The 19,156-nt window shown below is 46.0% G+C and carries 19 protein-coding genes and 5 tRNA genes; 21 read left to right on the top strand and 3 right to left on the bottom strand.

Annotated features, from left to right (window positions below):
* The first annotated feature begins 7 nt into the window (after positions 1-7).
* The 9 genes from D479_RS14175 to D479_RS14135 all read left to right on the top strand — a co-directional run bounded on the left by D479_RS14175 (position 8) and on the right by D479_RS14135 (position 8,199).
* Positions 8-637, top strand: a complete 630-nt coding sequence (locus D479_RS14175) for a helix-turn-helix transcriptional regulator (RefSeq protein WP_026577201.1) — start codon at positions 8-10, stop codon at positions 635-637.
* A 22-nt stretch (positions 638-659) separates the two neighbouring features.
* The gene (locus D479_RS14170) at positions 660-1,475 is read left to right on the top strand and encodes a pyruvate, water dikinase regulatory protein (RefSeq protein ID WP_193743889.1); all 816 of its coding nucleotides are present in this window, start codon (positions 660-662) and stop codon (positions 1,473-1,475) included.
* Between the two features lie 254 nt (positions 1,476-1,729).
* The gene (locus tag D479_RS14165) at positions 1,730-2,191 is read left to right on the top strand and encodes a DUF188 domain-containing protein (RefSeq protein ID WP_008638248.1); all 462 of its coding nucleotides are present in this window, start codon (positions 1,730-1,732) and stop codon (positions 2,189-2,191) included.
* Between the two features lie 37 nt (positions 2,192-2,228).
* Positions 2,229-4,043 carry a DNA primase gene (dnaG, locus tag D479_RS14160; RefSeq protein ID WP_008638245.1) on the top strand — a complete coding sequence of 605 codons (1,815 nt, stop codon included), beginning with the start codon at positions 2,229-2,231 and terminating at the stop codon, positions 4,041-4,043.
* 38 nt (positions 4,044-4,081) lie between these two features.
* Positions 4,082-5,215, top strand: coding sequence for an RNA polymerase sigma factor RpoD (gene rpoD / locus D479_RS14155; protein WP_008638243.1), 1,134 nt, complete (start codon positions 4,082-4,084; stop codon positions 5,213-5,215).
* 72 nt (positions 5,216-5,287) lie between these two features.
* Positions 5,288-5,824 (top strand): hypothetical protein, encoded by a 537-nt coding sequence (locus D479_RS14150; RefSeq protein WP_008638242.1) that lies wholly within the window; start codon positions 5,288-5,290, stop codon positions 5,822-5,824.
* Positions 5,825-5,933: 109 nt separating this feature from the next.
* Complete coding sequence (gene cccA / locus D479_RS14145; RefSeq protein WP_008638240.1) at positions 5,934-6,302, top strand: cytochrome c550; 369 nt, start codon at positions 5,934-5,936, stop codon at positions 6,300-6,302.
* A gap of 62 nt (positions 6,303-6,364) precedes the next feature.
* On the top strand, positions 6,365-7,084 hold the full coding sequence (locus D479_RS14140; protein WP_236096515.1) for a tRNA (adenine(22)-N(1))-methyltransferase TrmK: 720 nt from the start codon (positions 6,365-6,367) through the stop codon (positions 7,082-7,084).
* Positions 7,081-8,199, top strand: a complete 1,119-nt coding sequence (locus D479_RS14135) for a Nif3-like dinuclear metal center hexameric protein (protein WP_008638235.1) — start codon at positions 7,081-7,083, stop codon at positions 8,197-8,199. The genes D479_RS14140 and D479_RS14135 overlap by 4 nt, the downstream gene beginning before the upstream one ends.
* A 135-nt stretch (positions 8,200-8,334) precedes the next feature.
* Here the strand turns inward: D479_RS14135 and D479_RS14130 are convergent, their stop codons facing one another.
* The gene (locus D479_RS14130; RefSeq protein WP_008638233.1) at positions 8,335-9,291 is read right to left on the bottom strand and encodes a 4-hydroxy-3-methylbut-2-enyl diphosphate reductase; all 957 of its coding nucleotides are present in this window, start codon (positions 9,289-9,291) and stop codon (positions 8,335-8,337) included.
* A gap of 173 nt (positions 9,292-9,464) precedes the next feature.
* On the opposite strand from D479_RS14130, the gene D479_RS14125 reads away from it, so the two are divergent.
* Positions 9,465-10,784, top strand: a complete 1,320-nt coding sequence (locus tag D479_RS14125; RefSeq protein ID WP_008638231.1) for a DEAD/DEAH box helicase — start codon at positions 9,465-9,467, stop codon at positions 10,782-10,784.
* A gap of 17 nt (positions 10,785-10,801) precedes the next feature.
* A complete protein-coding gene (locus D479_RS14120; RefSeq protein ID WP_008638229.1) occupies positions 10,802-11,695 on the top strand; it encodes a deoxyribonuclease IV in 894 nt (297 codons plus the stop codon).
* A gap of 38 nt (positions 11,696-11,733) precedes the next feature.
* On the opposite strand, the gene D479_RS14115 is transcribed toward D479_RS14120, so the two are convergent.
* On the bottom strand, positions 11,734-12,018 hold the full coding sequence (locus D479_RS14115; protein ID WP_008638227.1) for a DUF2624 domain-containing protein: 285 nt from the start codon (positions 12,016-12,018) through the stop codon (positions 11,734-11,736).
* Between the two features lie 208 nt (positions 12,019-12,226).
* Here D479_RS14115 and D479_RS14110 point away from each other — a divergent pair, with 208 nt between their 5' ends.
* Positions 12,227-12,763: a hypothetical protein gene (locus tag D479_RS14110; protein WP_008638224.1), complete on the top strand. Its 537-nt coding sequence runs from the start codon at positions 12,227-12,229 to the stop codon at positions 12,761-12,763.
* 38 nt (positions 12,764-12,801) lie between these two features.
* Here D479_RS14110 and ispG read toward each other — a convergent pair whose 3' ends face one another.
* Positions 12,802-13,908, bottom strand: coding sequence for a flavodoxin-dependent (E)-4-hydroxy-3-methylbut-2-enyl-diphosphate synthase (gene ispG, locus D479_RS14105; protein ID WP_193743888.1), 1,107 nt, complete (start codon positions 13,906-13,908; stop codon positions 12,802-12,804).
* A gap of 258 nt (positions 13,909-14,166) precedes the next feature.
* Here ispG and D479_RS21310 point away from each other — a divergent pair, with 258 nt between their 5' ends.
* The 9 genes from D479_RS21310 to D479_RS14065 all read left to right on the top strand — a co-directional run bounded on the left by D479_RS21310 (position 14,167) and on the right by D479_RS14065 (position 19,142).
* Positions 14,167-14,361: a hypothetical protein gene (locus D479_RS21310; RefSeq protein WP_346773257.1), complete on the top strand. Its 195-nt coding sequence runs from the start codon at positions 14,167-14,169 to the stop codon at positions 14,359-14,361.
* A 59-nt stretch (positions 14,362-14,420) separates the two neighbouring features.
* Positions 14,421-14,786, top strand: coding sequence for an NfeD family protein (locus tag D479_RS21305; protein ID WP_346773256.1), 366 nt, complete (start codon positions 14,421-14,423; stop codon positions 14,784-14,786).
* A 93-nt stretch (positions 14,787-14,879) separates the two neighbouring features.
* Complete coding sequence (locus D479_RS14095; RefSeq protein WP_008638222.1) at positions 14,880-16,655, top strand: methyl-accepting chemotaxis protein; 1,776 nt, start codon at positions 14,880-14,882, stop codon at positions 16,653-16,655.
* A gap of 209 nt (positions 16,656-16,864) precedes the next feature.
* Positions 16,865-18,502 (top strand): Na/Pi cotransporter family protein, encoded by a 1,638-nt coding sequence (locus D479_RS14090; RefSeq protein ID WP_008638221.1) that lies wholly within the window; start codon positions 16,865-16,867, stop codon positions 18,500-18,502.
* Positions 18,503-18,694: 192 nt separating this feature from the next.
* Positions 18,695-18,771 (top strand) — tRNA-Met (locus D479_RS14085).
* A 21-nt stretch (positions 18,772-18,792) separates the two neighbouring features.
* Positions 18,793-18,868, top strand: a tRNA-His gene (locus D479_RS14080).
* A gap of 3 nt (positions 18,869-18,871) precedes the next feature.
* A tRNA-Ile gene (locus D479_RS14075) sits at positions 18,872-18,948 on the top strand.
* A 12-nt stretch (positions 18,949-18,960) separates the two neighbouring features.
* Positions 18,961-19,053: transfer RNA gene (locus D479_RS14070), tRNA-Ser, on the top strand.
* Between the two features lie 16 nt (positions 19,054-19,069).
* Positions 19,070-19,142: transfer RNA gene (locus D479_RS14065), tRNA-Phe, on the top strand.
* The last annotated feature ends 14 nt before the right edge of the window (positions 19,143-19,156 follow it).

Below are 19,156 nucleotides of genomic sequence, written 5' to 3'. Positions count from 1 at the left end.
TGATGGATTGGAATTATCTAATCGACAGGAACAAATCATACAAATCGTGAAAGACAATGGACCGATCACCGGGGAGAACATAGCGGAGCGCTTGAATTTGACGCGGGCTACCCTGCGTCCGGACCTGGCCATTTTGACTATGGCCGGTTACTTGGATGCCAGGCCCCGTGTCGGATACTTCTTCACCGGCAAGACGGGGTCCGAGCTCTTCACTGAAAAGTTGAAGAAATTCAAAGTAGAGGAATACCAATCGATACCGATTGTCGTCGACGAAAACGTGTCTGCATATGATGCGATCTGCACAATGTTCCTGGAAGATGTAGGGACCCTTTTCGTAATCAATGAGCACACGCACCTCGTCGGTGTTCTTTCGAGGAAAGATTTGCTGCGTGCAAGCATCGGCAATCAAGATTTGACCTCTGTACCCGTCCACATCATCATGACACGTATGCCGAATATAACCGTATGTCAACCCGAAGACCTTCTTTTGGATGCCGCACAAAAATTGATTGAGAAGCAGATCGACGGGCTTCCTGTCGTTACACCCGAGGAAAGTGGGCAGGTCGTAGTCGGAAGGTTGACGAAAACAAATATTACGAAGGCTCTCGTTGAGCTTGCCCGGGATCAACATTTATGAGTCGAGGAAGGTAGGGATGGGAATCGTGGATAAACCATTGATATATGTACTCTCGGATTCCGTCGGTGAAACAGCGGAATTGGTCGTGAAAGCCTGTCTCAGCCAATTCGATGATGGACCGTTCGATTTGCAGCGCATTCCGTATGTAGAAGATAAGGGGACCATTAACGAGGCGGTCCAGCAGGCAAAGGAGCAGGGCGCTATGATCGGTTTCACTCTTGTTGTTCCGGAATTCAGGGATCATCTTATGAAAGAAGCCGACAAGCTGGGCGTTAAGTGTGTAGACATCATGGGACCTATGATGGAGTTAATGGAAGACCATCTGCATATCAAACCACGGCTTGAACCGGGTCTTGTTCACAAACTGGATGCAGATTACTTCAAGCGGGTGGAAGCGATAGAGTTCGCCGTCCGTTACGATGACGGCAGGGATCCAAGAGGGATTACCAAAGCGGACATCGTTTTGATCGGCGTATCAAGGACATCTAAAACTCCGCTATCGCAATACCTGGCTCATAAGCGTTTAAAGGTAGCGAACGTTCCAATTGTTCCGGAAGTCCAGCCTCCTTCTGAGTTGTTCCGGGTTGATCCGGAGAAATGCATCGGCTTGAAGATCAGTGCGGAGAAGCTGAACGATATCCGTAAAGAACGTCTGAAGTCGCTTGGTCTTGGGGCGCAGGCGAGCTATGCGAATATGGACAGAATTAATCAGGAACTTAATCATTTCAACAAGATCGTAGAGCGGATCGGCTGTCCGGTCATCGATGTTTCCAACAAAGCAGTGGAAGAGACAGCTAACGTTATTTTGAACAAACTCCGCAAAGATGCTCAGCAATAGTAAAGATGAAGGAAGTCGCGCTTTGATTAAGCGCGACTTTTGTTGGGAAGAATGAATTTAGGTAAAATTGGACATGGCATAAACAGGAGGAATGTATTATAATATCTATTTGTGGTAAAAATCCTTAAGGGAGAACCGCTTTTCCCTTATCTTCCAACAGGGAACGCTGCTTAACACCCCTGTGAACTTTTCAGAATAATAAAACATTCGTAATTTAGGAGGATTCTACCGCTTATTGTAGAAATACTGATACTATGCCAAAACATAATGTAACCGTATGGGTGGATGCAGACAGCTGCCCGGTCCAGGATGAAATAGTCGAAGTATGCAGCCAGTATGAACTAACTCCTCAATTCATCGCGACCGTCAATCATTACAGCATGAACAAATCGATGATGGAATGGACGTTTGTAGATCACGGATCGCAGTCTGTCGATTTATACATTCTCAATCATGTAAAAAAGTACGATGTCGTCATTACACAGGACTTGTCTCTGGCCGTCCTGCTTACGCCCAAAAGGGTTTATGTCATGACGCCTAGAGGTAAACTGATTAGAGAAGGCGATGCCGATCATATTATGAATCAGAAGTTTCTCCGTCAGCAGACGATGAAACAGAGGAAACGATGGAAAGGCCCTTCTTCCTTTACAATGGAAGACCGGGACAAGTTTCGCGAAGTTTTTTCAGCGCTGTTGAGAGAGCAAGAAGGATTTTGAAGGAAGAGCAAGAATAATGGAGTAGTATGGTGATAATATGGCTGGACATATCCCAGAAGAAACTGTCGATCAGATTAGAAAGTCGATAGATATCGTCGATGTTATCGGTAATTATATCGACTTAAAGAAGCAAGGAAGAAACTACTTTGGTCTTTGTCCTTTTCATGGAGAAAGCACTCCTTCTTTTTCCGTTTCTCAGGATAAGCAGATATTTCACTGCTTTGGTTGTGGAAAGGGAGGGAATGTTTATACCTTTCTGATGGAAATGGAGGGCTTCAGCTTTATACAGGCGCTTAAGCAGCTCGCCGAGCAGGCCGGCATTGATCTGCCTGATCAGGTGACAAATGAGCGGCCATCCGAAAAGAGTACAGAAGCCCAAGCAATGTTGGAAGCACATAAGTGGCTTACCAAATTATATCATCATTTGTTAAAGAATTCCAAAGAAGGCCGGGAAGCCTATCAGTATCTGATTGATCGGGGGTTTACCGATGAGACGATACAAAAGTACCAAATGGGCTACTCCCCGGAATCGAAGGACTTTGTGGTCACGTTTCTTGAGAAGAAAGGTTTTCATCCGCAGACAATGGTGAAGGCGGGTTTGCTGAGTGTTAACGATCAGGGAGATTACGCCGACCGTTTTCGAGGGAGAGTCATATTCCCCCTGCGCAATCACCTTGGAAAGACAGTCGCATTTGCCGGCCGTTCTCTTGGGAAGCAGGAGCCGAAATATTTAAACAGCCCGGAGACCGAACTGTTTCACAAAGGAAGACTCTTATACAATTTCGACCAGGCGAGGGCGTCGATTCGAAAAGAAAAATCGGTTATCCTTTTTGAAGGGTTCGGGGACGTTATTTCCGCAGATCAAGCCGGGGTTCATAATGGTGTAGCGACCATGGGAACTGCCATTTCAAGTGCTCAGGCAAACCTTCTCAAAAAATATGTGGATCAGATTATTGTCTGTTATGACGGGGACAAGCCGGGTATAGAGGCAGCCGTAAAGGCGGCTAAACTTGTGAAAAGCGTAGGCTGTCAAACGTATGTGGCCCGAGTGCCCGATGGACTTGATCCGGATGACTTTATTCAAAAACACGGCGGTGAACGTTTCCGGAAAGAAGTGCTGGACACGAGCGAAACGTATATTTCGTTCATGATGAGCTATCTCAGGCGCGATTATAACCTCCAATTAGAAGGAGATCAAATTGCTTATATCGAAAAGGTATTACAAGAGATTTCCACGTTGGACCGTGCGATTGAAAGAGAGCACTACCTTAATGATATCGCGTCGGAGTTTGGATTATCGATCGACACGCTGAAAGAGGAAGTACAGTCGATCAGGGGCAGGGAAGCTCCCAAGGATAAGGAAAGCAATAACCGATATACTAACACTACAACGAGACAGTCATCGGTGCAGAAGAAGCTGCTTCCTGCTTTTCATAATGCGGAGAGAAAGCTGATTGCGTATATGTTGAACGATCCTTATATTGCTGATAAAGTTCAGGAGGAAATAGGGGGAGCTTTCAATATTGAAGATCATCAGGTCATTGTGACCCATCTTTACGCATATTATGAAGACGGCAATGAATCAGATGTCAGCCAGTTTGTGGAACGAATTGAGGATCCTTCTATTAAGAATCTGGCCGTTGAGCTGGCGATGGCACCGAACGGAGAAGAAATCTCCGATCAGGAAATCCAGGATTATATCGTAAGGATACGATCAGAACAGACGGATCGGACGGACATTAAAGGATTAGAAGCCGAACTGAAAAAAGCAGAACAGCAAAATGATCCAATTAAAGCAGCCCAGATTGCAATGGATCTCATTAAAAGGAAACAAGCCTTAAAACACAACTAGGTTTTAGTTTGTATAGATTGTTGGAAGGAGGGGGACACATGGCAAATAAGAAACAACAGCCATCACGTTCTAAAGAAACGGAAAATCAGACAGAATTGACCCTTGAGCAGGCAAAAGAGCAGGTAGTGGAAATAGGTAAGAAAAGAGGGGTGCTTGCATACGAGGAAATCGCTGAAAAGCTCTCCAATTTTGAATTGGATTCAGATCAGATGGATGAATTCTACGAGCACTTAAGTGAGCAGGGAATCGAGGTAATCGGTGACTCTGAATCGGATCCAAGTATGAAACAGCTCGACAAAGAAGAGGAATTCGACCTCAACGATTTAAGTGTACCTCCCGGTGTGAAAATCAATGACCCAGTCCGTATGTACTTGAAAGAAATCGGGCGCGTCAACCTTCTTTCTGCTAAAGATGAAATCAGTCTGGCACAGCGGATTGAAAGTGGAGATGAAGAAGCGAAGCGGGACTTGGCGGAAGCAAACCTTCGTTTGGTCGTCAGTATCGCCAAGCGTTATGTAGGTCGCGGCATGCTGTTCCTTGATCTCATTCAAGAAGGGAACATGGGCCTGATCAAAGCGGTTGAGAAATTTGATTACCGAAAAGGGTACAAGTTCAGCACGTACGCAACGTGGTGGATCAGACAGGCGATTACCCGCGCCATTGCTGACCAGGCTCGTACGATTCGTATTCCTGTTCACATGGTGGAAACGATCAACAAATTGATTCGCGTCCAGCGTCAGCTTCTGCAGGATCTTGGCCGAGAGCCTACACCGGAAGAAATCGCACAGGACATGGATCTTACCCCGGATAAAGTAAGAGAGATTCTGAAGATTGCTCAGGAGCCTGTATCTTTGGAAACGCCTATCGGGGAAGAGGATGATTCTCATCTGGGAGACTTCATTGAGGATCAGGAAGCGACATCTCCTTCTGACCATGCAGCCTATGAACTATTAAAAGAGCAGCTCGAAGACGTGCTTGACACATTGACGGACCGTGAGGAAAACGTCCTCCGCCTTCGTTTCGGTCTGGATGATGGCCGCACACGCACGCTTGAAGAAGTAGGGAAAGTGTTCGGTGTCACACGCGAAAGGATCCGTCAAATCGAAGCTAAAGCTCTGCGTAAGCTGAGACATCCGAGCCGAAGCAAACGTTTGAAAGACTTCATGGAATAAGCCCACAGACTCAGGACCCTTTTCTTGCAGAAAACGGGTTCTGGGTTTTTATTTTGGCTTCAGGAGGATGCTATGAGAGATGAGCGTACGAAGGTCATAATCAATGAGATCCATTACTGGAAGCAAAATCGTCTACTGCCTGCTACGTACTGTGATTTCCTGTTGGCTCTCTATACTCAGGGAGACGGTCAGGAGGAAAAAAGAGGTTCCCGGCTGAAGTGGAGCAGTCTCCTGTTCTACAGCTTTTTAGCTGTTACCCTGATTTTGTTACCCCTTTCATTTCTTGTCATTTATTTTACTCAAATGGGAATCATAATGCAAACAGGGCTTTTGTCGAGTTTTGTAATCACTGCATGGATTCATTCGGGTTGGTTAAAATATAGAAAATCGATTTGGTTTCCGCTTCCTCTGATTGTCGGTCTGCTTATCTTCTTCGTTCTTTCGATAACAGCGGTGGGGTATTATTTCCCTGGTTCATCCAGTTTGGCGTGGACGGCCGCTTTTCATTGCTTTCTTTGGGTAGCCATCGGACACCGTCTCAGCGTGAAAACCCTTACGATTTCTGGTTTGGCGGGATTTTTACTACTCGCAGTACTTGTGAATTTGTAAAATTTCACAGGTTTACTCTTTTATATGAAACAGTTTTCAAGTAGAATAAAGATAGTCGGACAGACGTGAAAAATTTAATAAGTGGGAATACATAAGGAGGTTGCAACCGATGAGAAGAAACCCTGTGATTCCATTCGCAGTGATTGCTGTTCTGGGGATCATCGCTATGATCATTGTATCCACAGCAGGTAACAATCAACGCGAAGCCATTCAGAACGAAGAAGAAGGCGGCGGAGAGCAGCAAGAAGAAACGGTAGATGCTAACCCTGAAGAGATGTTCCAAAGCAAATGTTCCAACTGTCACGGAGGCGACTTAAGCGGTGGCGCAGGTCCTAACCTGCAGGAAGTAGGCAGCCGCTATTCCGCTGAAGAAATTGAGGATATCATTGTAAACGGAAAAGGTTCCGCGATGCCTGCCGGGCTTTACACCGGAGAGCAAGCTACACAGCTGGCCGAATGGCTGGCAGAGAAAAAATAAGTAACAGGTAAGAAAAGCTTTCTGGGCTGTTTCAGAAAGCTTTTCTTTTTATGAGAGAGGGAATGAAGAAAACTATGAATGTTAACCAATTATCTGACCGTCTGGCTGTTGTAGCCGACTATTTGCCGAAAGGGGCCCGCTTTGCGGATATCGGTTCCGACCATGCCTATCTGCCTTGCTATGTCTGCCTTAAAGATGAATCGGCGAGTGCTGTTGCCGGGGAAGTAAATCAAGGACCGTTTCAAAGTGCAGTAGACGAAGTGCAGACACAAAACCTGGAGGCACGGATTGATGTGCGGCTTGGAAATGGGCTCGAAGTGATCCAGCCAGAAGACGGCATCCAACAAATCACGATAGCGGGAATGGGCGGTCCCTTGATCCGGGATATCCTCGAGCAGGGCAAAGATAAACTTGATTCAGTCGAAAGGATCATTACACAGCCGAACATCGATGCTAAGGCACTTCGCCTTTGGTACATCGCTAACGGGTACGAGCTCATCGAAGAACAGATCCTCGAAGAGAACGGTCACATCTATGAAGTGCTCGTTGCAGAAAAAGGAGAACCGGAAAGACCTTATACATCGAACAAAGAGAAGGAATTGTGGCTCGGACCGTTTCTCTTGTCTGAAAGAAATGATGCGTTTATACAGAAATGTAAAGAGGAAAAGCAAAAGAAGGAATACGTGCTCAGCCAGGTGAAGCGGGCGGCGCGATTCGATGAAGAGAAAATAGCCCGATTGCAGCAAGAAATCGATTGGCTGAAGGAGGAATTGGGGTCATGAATGCAACCATGACAGCACAACAGATTATTAAACGGTTGGAAGAGTGGTCACCTAAAACGTTGGCCTACGATTGGGATAATGTCGGCCTTCAGGTGGGATCATTAAATAAACCCGTCCGTAACGTTATGGTGACGCTGGATGTGTTGGAGAACGTCGTGGATGAAGCCGTTGAAAAGAACGTCGATTTAATTATTGCCCATCATCCGCTACTATTCGTCAAGCTTCATCAAATTAACTTTGATACGCCGAAGGGGCGGGTCGTTCGCAAACTGATCCAACATGATATCACCGTCTATGCCGCCCATACCAATCTGGATATTGCAAGTGGCGGTGTAAACGATGTGATGGCAGATGCCCTCGGGTTGAAGGACACGAGACCATTGATGGAAACAGGGAAAGAAGAGCTTGTAAAGCTTGTTGTTTTCGTCCCGGAGACACATGCGTCTAACGTCCAGGCAGCCCTGGGGTACGCCGGCGCGGGCCATATCGGCAATTACAGCCACTGCTCTTACCAAAGTAAAGGGCATGGAGCTTTTCTCCCTCTGGAAGGTACGGACCCTTATCTCGGGGAAAGCGGAAAACTGGAAACCGTCGATGAGGTGAGGTTGGAGACGATTGTGGAAAAGCGTAAGCTCAAAGATGTGCTCCGGTCTATGGAAGAGGCGCATCCTTATGAGGAAGTCGCCTATGACATCTATCCACTATTGAATGAAGGTGCCTCTTATGGGCTTGGCCGGATTGGGGAGCTGGATGCTCCTGAAGCACTGGAACTGTTCGCTGAAAAAGTGAAGGTTGCCTATGAGATTCCGGCTTTACGTGTTACAGGCAGAATGGACAAGCAAGTGAAAAAGGTTGCTGTTCTCGGAGGAAGTGGAGAGAAATACATTCATGCAGCGAAGCGCATGGGCGCAGATGTCTATATAACAGGCGATATGACGTTCCACGCAGCGCAGGACGCTTTGGAAATGGGGCTTGCTGTCATTGATCCCGGTCACCATGTCGAAAAGCTCATCTGTCCGGTCATTAAAGATTTCCTTGAGCAGGAGTGTAATAAGGATGAAAGGATGAACATTATGGTATCCGAGGCGGTAACGGAACCGTTCACTTTCCAGTAAAAAGAAGGGTGAACAATCTATCCTTAGCTGTCCGGCACCATAAAAGTAGTCCTCAGGATTCAAGGGACCGGCGTTGGTTTATGTTTCTCCAACATACAAAAAAAGCAGGGGGCACGATGTGCTCCCTGCTTTCCTTTATTTACGTTCGCGGTTCTTAACCTTGACGCGGGGCAGGATCTTTTTCTGCTCCACTTTGGATTCACGGATCCATGTTTCTTCATTATTTCTATCGTATTGTTCAATGAATTTAATGACTTCTTTCGTAATCGGTGTCGGTGTGGAGGCACCGGCAGTAACGGCTACCTTCTCTACTCCTTCCAGCCATTCCAACTGGATTTCCGTTACATCGGCGATCCGGTAAGCGGTTGTCCCGGCCTTCTCCATGGAAACCTGCGCGAGACGGTTGGAGTTATTACTCTTAGGGTCACCGACGACAAGTGTGAGATCTGCGGCTCCTGCCTGTTCGGAAACAGCCTCCTGCCTTACTTGCGTAGCCATGCAGATCTCCTGCTGTTTCTCGAGCTGTGGATACTTTTCTTTTGCTTTTTCCATGACATCATACACATCCCATTGACTCATCGTCGTCTGGTTGGTAATCATCAGCTTGTCATGTGTCAGCGTGAGGTTTTCGACATCTTCTTCTGTCTGTACGAGATGCACTTTTCCGGGGGCAACGCCCATGGCTCCTTCAGGCTCCGGGTGTCCCTTCTTCCCGACATAAATGATTTCATAACCTTCAGCGACCTTCTTACGAATCAGATTATGTGTGTTCGTTACGTCCGGACAGGTTGCATCCAGCGTGACCAGCCCTTTCGCTTTCGCGCGCTCTTTCACTTCCGGGGATACTCCGTGAGCCGTGAAGATAACAGTGCCTTCATTGATTCCTTCCAAGAGATCCATCCGGTTCTTCCCGTCGACGGTGATAATTCCTTCTTCTTTGAAGGCATCCGTGACGTGGGAATTGTGGACGATCATCCCTAATATATGAATAGGGCGAGGCAGATTAGGGTCTTTGGCAGCATTCTGTGCAATGACCATGGCATCTACTACGCCATAACAATAACCGCGAGGGGCGATTTTAATGACTTCCATTTGTTAGCGTCCTCCTCTTTATACAATCCAGTGACTATTAAAGTACCATTTTCATTATAAAGGGTAAAGCGAAAGATGACAAAGAAAGTTGTCGCAATAGAACGTTATCGTGCATTTTGGCTCCCACTCCCTTATAATAGGGAAGGAACATTTTACATTAAAGGAGAACGGTTATGAGTAAGCATACATTTGATCAATACGCCATCACTTCGACAGTTAGTCGGATCGTCGAAGGATTGGGCTTTAAGACACCGACACCAATTCAGCAGCAGGTCCTGCCTCCTGCATTAAGAGGGGAGAGCCTGATCGGTCAATCACACACAGGCTCTGGAAAAACCCATGCATACCTGCTGCCTTTGTTGAACAAAATGGATGAATCGCTCGATGAAGTGCAGTTCGTTATTACAGCACCCACAAGGGAGCTAGCTATCCAAATTCACGAGGAAGTGAAAAAGGCAATAAGATTTGCTGGTAAAGAAGAAGCATGGTTGTCCAAGCTTTTGATCGGCGGAACGGACAAGCAGAAGATGGTCGATAAGCTTGCTTCCCGCAAGCCGCATATCGTTGTTGGAACACCGGGTCGTATTTTAGATATGGTGAAGGAAGAGGCGGTCGACCTCTATCATGCGAAAGGTTTTGTCTTAGATGAAGCGGACTTAATGCTTGATCTCGGTTTCATTGAAGAAGTCGACCAAATCCTTGTACGGATGGATGAAAACGTCCAAATGCTTGTATTCTCAGCAACGATCCCGGAGCGTTTACAGCCGTTCCTCAAAAAATATTTGACGAATCCTGTCCACATTCAAATCGAAGATGATAAACCGTCACCGGAAACAATGGAGCACCGTTTAGTACCGCTCCGTCATAAAGAGCCGGCAGACGTAATCATAGAAATATCCAAATCGATTCAGCCGTACCTAGCGATTATCTTCACCAACGGAAAGAAACATGCAGACCAGCTTGCAGATGATCTGATTAGCCGTGGTCTTGAGGTCGGAGTCCTGCACGGTGGACTATCGCCAAGGGAACGAAAGCGGATGCTGAAGGAATTGCAAAGTCTTCGCTACCAGTATATTGTGGCAACGGACCTTGCTTCCCGTGGTATTGATATCCAGGGTGTGAGTCACGTCATCAATGCCCAAATGCCGAAAGAAGAAGAGTTCTATGTGCACCGCGTCGGAAGAACGGCCCGTGCCGGTCTTCAGGGAACGGCAATCAACCTGTATAAAGAATCTGATTTGCCGCTGATTCAAAAGCTCGAGAAGAAAGGCCTTACGTTCGAGTTTTATGAGGTGAAGAATGGCGAATGGAAAGAGATCAACGCCTATAATGAGCGTCAGAACAGAGAACGACGAACATCTGATATCGAGCGAAAAGCGAAACAGATGGTCCGGAAGCCGAAAAAAGTTAAACCAGGATATAAGAAGAAAATTAAAAAGGAAGCAAGTAAGAATCTGCGTAAATTGAAACGGGAAAGTTATAAGAGGAAATAAGAAAGGGAAGGGATTCCATGCTTAAAATCGGTTCACACGTATCGATGAAAGGGAAGAAGATGCTGTTAGGTGCCAGTGAAGAAGCGGCTTCCTATGGCTCCGGTACGTTTATGATCTACACAGGTGCGCCCCAGAATACGAGGCGTCGTCCGATCGAAGAATTGAATATCGAGGCGGGCCTGCAACATATGAAAGAACACGGTATTAATGATATCGTTGTTCACGCCCCGTATATCATTAACTTAGGAAATACAACGAAACCGGAAACGTTTGAACTCGGGGTTGATTTCCTTCGAAATGAAATCGAGCGTACAGAGGCTCTGGGTGCAAGACAGATTGTCCTGCATCCAGGATCTCATGTTGGACAAGGAGTAGATAAAGGGCTGCCAAAGATCATTGAAGGTTTGAATGAAGTGCTTAACAAAGATCAGCACGTCCAAATCGCTCTGGAGACGATGGCAGGTAAAGGATCCGAGATCGGCAGAAGTTTTGATGAACTGGCAAAAATTATGGATGGCGTAACGTTGAATGAAAAGCTGTCCGTATGTATGGATACGTGCCACATCCACGATGCCGGTTATGATGTCGTAAACGACTTTGACGGAGTGCTGGAAGACTTCGACCGGATCGTAGGGCTTGACCGCCTCAAGGTTGTACACGTGAATGACAGCAAGAACGTATGCGGCGCTCAGAAAGACCGTCATGAAAACATCGGGTTCGGACATATCGGCTTTGATGCTCTTCATAAAGTCGTCCATCATCCGGAGTTAAAGGATCTTCCAAAAATTCTCGAAACGCCTTATGTCGGAGAAGACAAAAAGAATAAAAAACCTCCGTATCGCTTTGAAATCGATATGATCAAAGAGGGTACGTTCGATGAAGGCTTAAAAGAGAAAATAATGGAACAATAAGGAAAAAAGGCAGGGAATCTTTCCCCTGCCTTTTTTTATTAGAGCCAATGCTCGACTCCGTATTCTTTAGCAACCTTTTTAAGTAAACGATGAACGGAAAGCGCTGTTTCTTTTGAAGTGATTTTAGCCAGTTTACCAAGCATACGTTTCCTGTCCTCAGGATCGAAGGGGTTCTCCTTCGATTTCCTCAGTTCTTTGACGATTTTTTCTGCTTCCTGCCGAGTGATTGGAATACCGTACTTCCGACTGTAGGATAATAAGTCATCAACGGTCATCTCTTTCAACTTCTGTGCAATGAACTGTTGGGCCACATGCTTCATCATTGGCAGATACTCCCCTTCTTCCCGCTATTTATAACACAGTATGAAAAGTGGGAAGGATTTGTGTTTTTTGAATGCCCCCAACTAAGAAGAAGTGAGTGGTGTGACGCCTCGCTGGCAACTCGAATTTACCATGAACTCCCTCACTTAAAATCACCGTCAGGCACACATACTAAACGTGATTCTCCAAACAGAAAGTGAGGGTGTTCGTATGTATGATCCAAAGAAGCCTGTTGAGAATCAGGAAACAGAAAAAGCTCCGAGACACGGAGATGAATTAGAACAAGTGCACAATGGAGATGAGCCGACTACCGATGAAGTGTTGAATGAAGCTTTTGCAGAGATGCAGGAGCAGGATTTCAGACAGGAAGCCGGTTACCGTGAGCGTGCAGAAGATGTGGACGATCATGGACGTGGACCGGACCAGCCGGTTTACGGGGACAGTTACGAAGAGGAGTTCGCTCAGGAAGCGGCAATCGGCCGTATAGACGAACCGATGAACCATAGAGAACAAGAAACCACTATGGAAGAAAGGGAAGACGTCAAAGTCGGTATGGGCTGGATCGGGCTCACGGCTGCCATTCTCTCCTTCTTCTTTGCACCAATCATACTTGGTGTAACAGGCATCATTTTCGGTGCCATAGGGAAACGACGTGGTGCAGATACGCTTGGAAATATGGCGATTATCATCAGTATCGTATCTATTGCCTTTTCGTTGTTCTTCGCTCCATTTTTTAACTTGATCTGAATGTGAAAAGGGTGGACCTTTATGGTCCACCCTTTTTGTCAGGATTGTTTCTGTTCTTCTTTCTTCAAGCGTTCTTTCTCATAATGTTCTTCAGCGAGTTTGTCGACTTCTTTCTTCAATTCTTCCACCATGATATCTTCCGGTACCTTACGGATGATTTCCCCGTGACGGAACAATAGTCCTTCGCCTCTTGCTCCAGCGATTCCAATATCCGCTTCTCTCGCTTCTCCCGGTCCGTTTACGGCACATCCGAGAACGGCCACTTTGATCGGGGCTTTGATCGTCTGGATGTATTCTTCGACTTCATTGGCAATGGAAATCAAGTCGATTTCAATACGTCCACACGTCGGGCAAGAGATTAGTGTCGCTGCATTGGCAGCAAGACCGAATGATTTCAGAAGTTCCTTCGCCACTTTTACTTCTTCGACAGGGTCGGCACTCAAACTGATGCGGACTGTGCTGCCGATTCCTTTACTAAGAATCGCACCAAGGCCGGCGGCGCTTTTTACAGTTCCGGCAAAAAGCGTTCCTGATTCAGTAATTCCCAAGTGGATCGGATAAGTGAAGGCTGCTGCCGCTTTCTCATAAGCTTCAATCGCCAGTTTTACATCCGAAGCTTTAAGGGAAACAATAATATCATGAAAATCAAGATCTTCCAGGATTTTGATATGATGCAATGCGCTTTCCACCATACCATCCGCAGTCGGATATCCATATTTCTCAAGGATATGACGTTCCAGGGAACCGGCGTTCACACCGATTCGGATGGGAATGCCTTTCTCTTTAGCTGCTTTTACGACAGCTTCCACTTTCTCGCGGCTTCCGATATTTCCCGGATTGATGCGGATCTTATCCGCGCCGCCTTCGATCGCTTTTAATGCCTTTCTGTAATCGAAATGAATGTCGACGACCAACGGGATGTTGATGCGTTTTTTGATTTCCGGAATGGCATCGGCTGCGCGGTCATCCGGACAGGCGACACGGACAATTTGACATCCTGCCTCTTCCAGACGCTTGATTTCGGCAACGGTCGCTTCCACATCGTGTGTTTTGGTTGTGGTCATGGACTGGATGACTACTTCGTCCGATCCACCTATGGTCACGTCGCCGACTTTTACGGGACGGGTATCTTTTCTGTGCGTAATTGGCATGTAAAATCGCTCCTTTATTTATTAACAAAAAGGTATGCAAGGTTATTTTCCAACCTTCATTATAAGGGCTACCGGCAGAAAAGAGAAGCATAGACACTCAAAAGAGATGCCGGTAAGGCAGGAACCCTTCGTAATTATTGGTACCCATGGAATTATACCATGCCGTGGAATTTAAAAAAATGGATAACGTTTGAAACGAATCCGTCTGCTCGCACGTATAAAGTAACATAGAAGGAGAGGAAGTGAAATGCCGTGTTAACCTATGACTGGGTCGCCTTATTCATTACCTTGCTCGGGACGATGTTCCTCATCGGAGAACTCCTTGTCAATATGCGGGGGGTCTTCGCGGTTCTCGGTCTCGGATTCATAACCGTTTATTTTTCCAGTTATCTAGCGCCGGAGATGTTCGTCATTATGATGCTTGTGTATTTACTCGGCATCGCTTGATCATCATTGATGGAAAAGTCGTCAATGATGGGACACTTGCAACTATTGGAGCCGTTACAATGATTATTGCCGTCGGTTTCAGTGCCCCCAACTGGGTTGCCGGCCTATACAGCGTGATCGGTGTAATTATCGGCGGGGCCGCCTCGCTCGTATTTCTTAAAGTGTTCAAACGTCGGGATATGTGGACGAAGATGACGTTGAATGACCAGCTCACATCGGAAATGGGATACAATTCCATGAACGAATCTTACAGTCATTTAGTAGGCAGCAGTGGAACAACGTTGACAGACATGAGGCCTGTAGGGACGATCCGTGTGAATGGAAAAGAGTACAGTGCCGTATCCAATGGAAAGTGGCTGGGCAAAGGAGAATCGATAAGGGTGGCTGCTGTGGATGGGACTAAAATACTGGTTGAAAAGACTTAAAATTACAATTCATTAATACATCATTCATATTCGCTCAACAAATCTCCTTCATACTTTGGAATGGAATGATTCAACGTATGGGAGTGGAGAGGTTTGTTAAATGATGTTGGAAGGAAATTTAAACAGCGCAGGATGGGGAGCAGAAGACGATCTTTAAGCTTTCAATGGAGATTATCGCTCGTCCTTGCGCTCTTTTTGTTAATAGCGGTAATTCTTATTGGTTTCCTTTCCTATTCAAAAGCGAAAGAAAGTCAAATGCAGTTTATCCAGGACCGCCTGGACAGGGAATTGGTGATGATACAGGATATTTCGAAGCAGCTCATGTATGCCTTTGTAGGAGAGGAAGAACAGTTTCAGAAAAGAATGCAGGTCTATGTCAACGCTCAGCAAGCTCAACTGGTACAGGACGGCCTGGATGCTGAAATGTATCTTCTTACTGATTCTGGAATCATTACTTATTCTTCCAATAGGGAGGAGATCTTTCCAGAAGAGTATTTGGATAAAATAAAGGAAACGGAAAGTGGTACGAAAACATGGAAAGTGGATGGGGAGGAGATCCTAGTCACCTTTGCTCCCGTTCAGGAGTTGCAGGGCATATACATCATCCGTATACCTGCTGCCGATATTATGGAGGAAATCAACAATCTGGCCGCATATATCTTCTTTATAGGAGTGCTGGTATTTGTCCTTACCGTTCTGGTGGTATATTGGGCCGTGAAGAAGATAGTCCGGCCGCTCAACCGCTTGGAGGGCGTGATGGATAAAGCCGGGGAAGGGACGTTGAAGGACCCATCTTTTGTGAAAACAACGATACCGGAAATACAGTCCTTGAAAAAAAGTTACAGCAAACTGATCAGCAAAATAACTGGAATCTTGTCCTCCGTCACTGCTGCCGCTCACCGGTTGGGAGAAGGTGGGGAAGGTTTAAGAAGAGCTTTTGAGGGGATGGACCAGTCAAGAAATAAAATCATTCAAGACACAGAACTTTTACGGGAATCTAGCCGACAAACTATCTGTCATCTCAATAAAGAAAAAGAAGTTTTTCAAGACTTAACGGAGATGTTTGAAAGCTTACAACAGGAACTGGAAGTAATGTGGAAACAACAAGAGGCAATGAAGGGTGCGATTATGACTGGACAGGAAGGGATGAATGCAATGGACCGTTCTTTTCTTCGGTTAAAAGATGAAATAGAAGAAATGAGGGAACGGGTCGGAACGTTTGAGCGGTATATGTCCACCATTAAAGATTCTGGTTCTTTGATTCAAGCGATTGCAGAGCAGACAAGAATGCTTGCACTGAATGCTTCAATCGAAGTAGGGAGAACAGAAGGAGAAGGTCGGGGCTTCCACGTCATAGCAGAAGAGATTCGAAAGTTAGCCGATCGTTCGAAGTCGGCAGCGATAGAAATTGATCAGCGTATGAAAGATGTTTTGTCTTTAGGAAGATACTTCTCCGATAAATGTAAGGATTTAGGCAGAGAGATCGAAACGCAGGAGAGGATCGTCGACAGTGAAAAGGATAGCTTCCATGAAATTATGACTGGGATGGAAAGCCTCCGTGCCTATATGGACCTTTCGGAAAGTCATTTGATTACAGGCAAAGAAGTCATTCCTAAAATGGCGGACGCTCAGAATGGAATGGACCATATCGTACATAAACAATCCACATACACCGAAGACCTTTTCGAAATCATGAACCATCATCAGACAGACATGAGAAACTTAGAAGAGATTCAGACCGGCATCACAGAGATGACGAAGGAAATGTTGGCCTTGGTTTTGTCCAATCAATGGAAGGTTGAAGTGGAGACACATGAGCCGGCGGACGGACGGGGCTCTGAGAAGCTAAAGTCCCGCATAGCATCTTAACAAAGGAGCACCTTAAACACAGGTGCTCCTTTGTTGTGTCGGGTTTGTAAGGAAGGAAGAGAATATAGAGTATTGTCCTTTGTAAATTTAATGTTAAGATTCATTTTTATCCTTTACAAATAAAGAGCGCATCGTTAATAATGAATGAGGTGTTTTTAATAGATAAATATAAAAATGTACAACTTGGATGAGGAAAGGGTGGAGAAAAATTGGATATCAACGTGCAGCAGATGATATTTGAATTCATCGGCGGACTCGGTATTTTCCTTTTTGGTATTAAGTATATGGGGGACGGACTTCAGAAAGTAGCTGGAGACCGCCTGAGAGAACTGTTAGATCGCTTTACCAGTAATCCATTGATGGGTGTCATCGCTGGTATGGTCGTAACGATCCTCGTTCAAAGTAGTTCGACAACTACTGTTTTGACCGTCGGACTTGTAAACGCTGGTTTTATGACATTCCGACAAGCAATCGGAGTTATTATGGGGGCCAATATCGGTACGACGTTTACAGCGTTCATCATTGGTATCGATATTAAAGCTTACGGTCTTCCGATCTTAGCAGTCGGTGCCCTGATGATTTTCTTCTTTAAGAATAAAAAAGTAACAAATATTGGACAAACCGTCTTCGGTCTGGGATCTCTGTTCTTCGGACTGGAGCTCATGAGCGGTGGAATGAAGCCTCTCCGATCCTTGGAAGCTTTCCACGAATTGACGTTAAGCATGAGTGAAAACCCGATCCTCGGTGTCGTCATCGGTACATTGTTCACCGTTATTGTTCAGAGTTCCAGTGCAACAATTGGAATTCTGCAAGGGCTGTTCGGGGAAGGTCTGGTCGATTTAAAGGCAGCTCTTCCTGTGCTTTTCGGGGATAACATCGGAACGACGATTACTGCTGTCATCGCAGCTATCGGTGCCAGTGTCGGAGCGAAGCGTGCGGCTACCGTCCACGTTATATTCAACGTAATTGGAGCAACGGTATTCTTAATCCTTCTTCATCCGTTTACGCTTTATGTCGGCTGGCTTCAGGATAAATTTAATCTGGGACCAGAAATGACGATTGCTTTTGCCCACGGATCTTTCAACATTGCTAACACGATCGTGCAGTTCCCGTTCGTAGCTTTCCTTGCTTGGCTGGTTGTGAAGCTGGTACCTGGAGATGACTCTTTGATCGACCATAAGCCGCAGCATTTGGATCCGATCTTTATTGAACAGTCTCCATCTCTTGCGCTCGACCAGGCCAAAGAAGAAGTGGTCCGCATGGGAGAGTACGCATATAAAGGCTTGGAGGAAACGAGCCTTTACTTGAACAGTAAACAGCAGAAACACTCAGAAATTGCTTTGCAGATCGAAGAAGCCTTGAACAATCTCGATCGGAAGATTACCGACTATCTTGTCGATCTTTCCCAAGCTTCCTTAACGGACGAAGAGAGTAAGAAACACTCCACCCTTATGGATTCTGTCCGGGATATCGAGCGTATGGGAGATCACTTCGAGAACATTATCGAGCTGATCGATTACAAGAACTCCAACAAGGTGAATTTGACACCGCAGGCAATCGAAGATTTAAATACGATGATTGATTTGACTTTGATGACGGTGAAACAGTCCATTAAATCTCTGGAAACAATGAGCAGAGAAGAAGCGCTCGCCGTTGTTCAGAAAGAGAATGAGTTGGATCGTATGGAAAGAAGCTACCGCAAGAAGCATATCATTCGTTTGAATGAAGGCGTCTGTACAGGACAGGCCGGTATCGTCTTTGTAGATATGATCAGCAATCTGGAACGTATCGGCGACCATGCCGTGAACATTGCGGAAGAAGTTCTTGGTGAAAAAGAAAGCCTGTAATTAGTTTAAACGGCCATTTATAATGGCCGTTTATCTTTTTTTATCCATGAAATACTTTTCTTTTAAAAAACCCTTGAACTATTCTGGACAGGATGGTATATTATTCTTGTCGCCAAAAACGACACCGGAAAAACTTGTTGACATTACAGTTCGTAAATGTTATATTAATAAAGTCGCTTCAAGCGATATCATGGCGGTGTAGCTCAGCTGGCTAGAGCGTACGGTTCATACCCGTGAGGTCGGGGGTTCGATCCCCTCCGCCGCTACCATACATATTAAATAGAAACATGGCGGTTGTGGCGAAGTGGTTAACGCACCGGATTGTGGTTCCGGCATTCGTGGGTTCGATTCCCATCAGCCGCCCCATGTGGACCCTTAGCTCAGCTGGTTAGAGCTATCGGCTCATAACCGATCGGTCGCAGGTTCGAGTCCTGCAGGGTCCACCACATACATGATACGGAGGAGTACCCAAGTTTGGCTGAAGGGAGCGGTCTTGAAAACCGCCAGGGGCTTTACGGCTCGCGGGGGTTCGAATCCCTCCTCCTCCGCCATCATACATAATGATACGGCTCGGTAGCTCAGTCGGTAGAGCAACGGACTGAAAATCCGTGTGTCGGCGGTTCGATTCCGTCCCGAGCCACTTTTGATAAAGAA

The organism is Halobacillus sp. BAB-2008, from assembly GCF_000328325.1.
Lineage (GTDB): Bacteria > Bacillota > Bacilli > Bacillales > Halobacillaceae > Halobacillus.
Note: the sequence above shows the minus strand (reverse complement) of the source record. Positions and strands in the feature narration are given on the sequence as shown.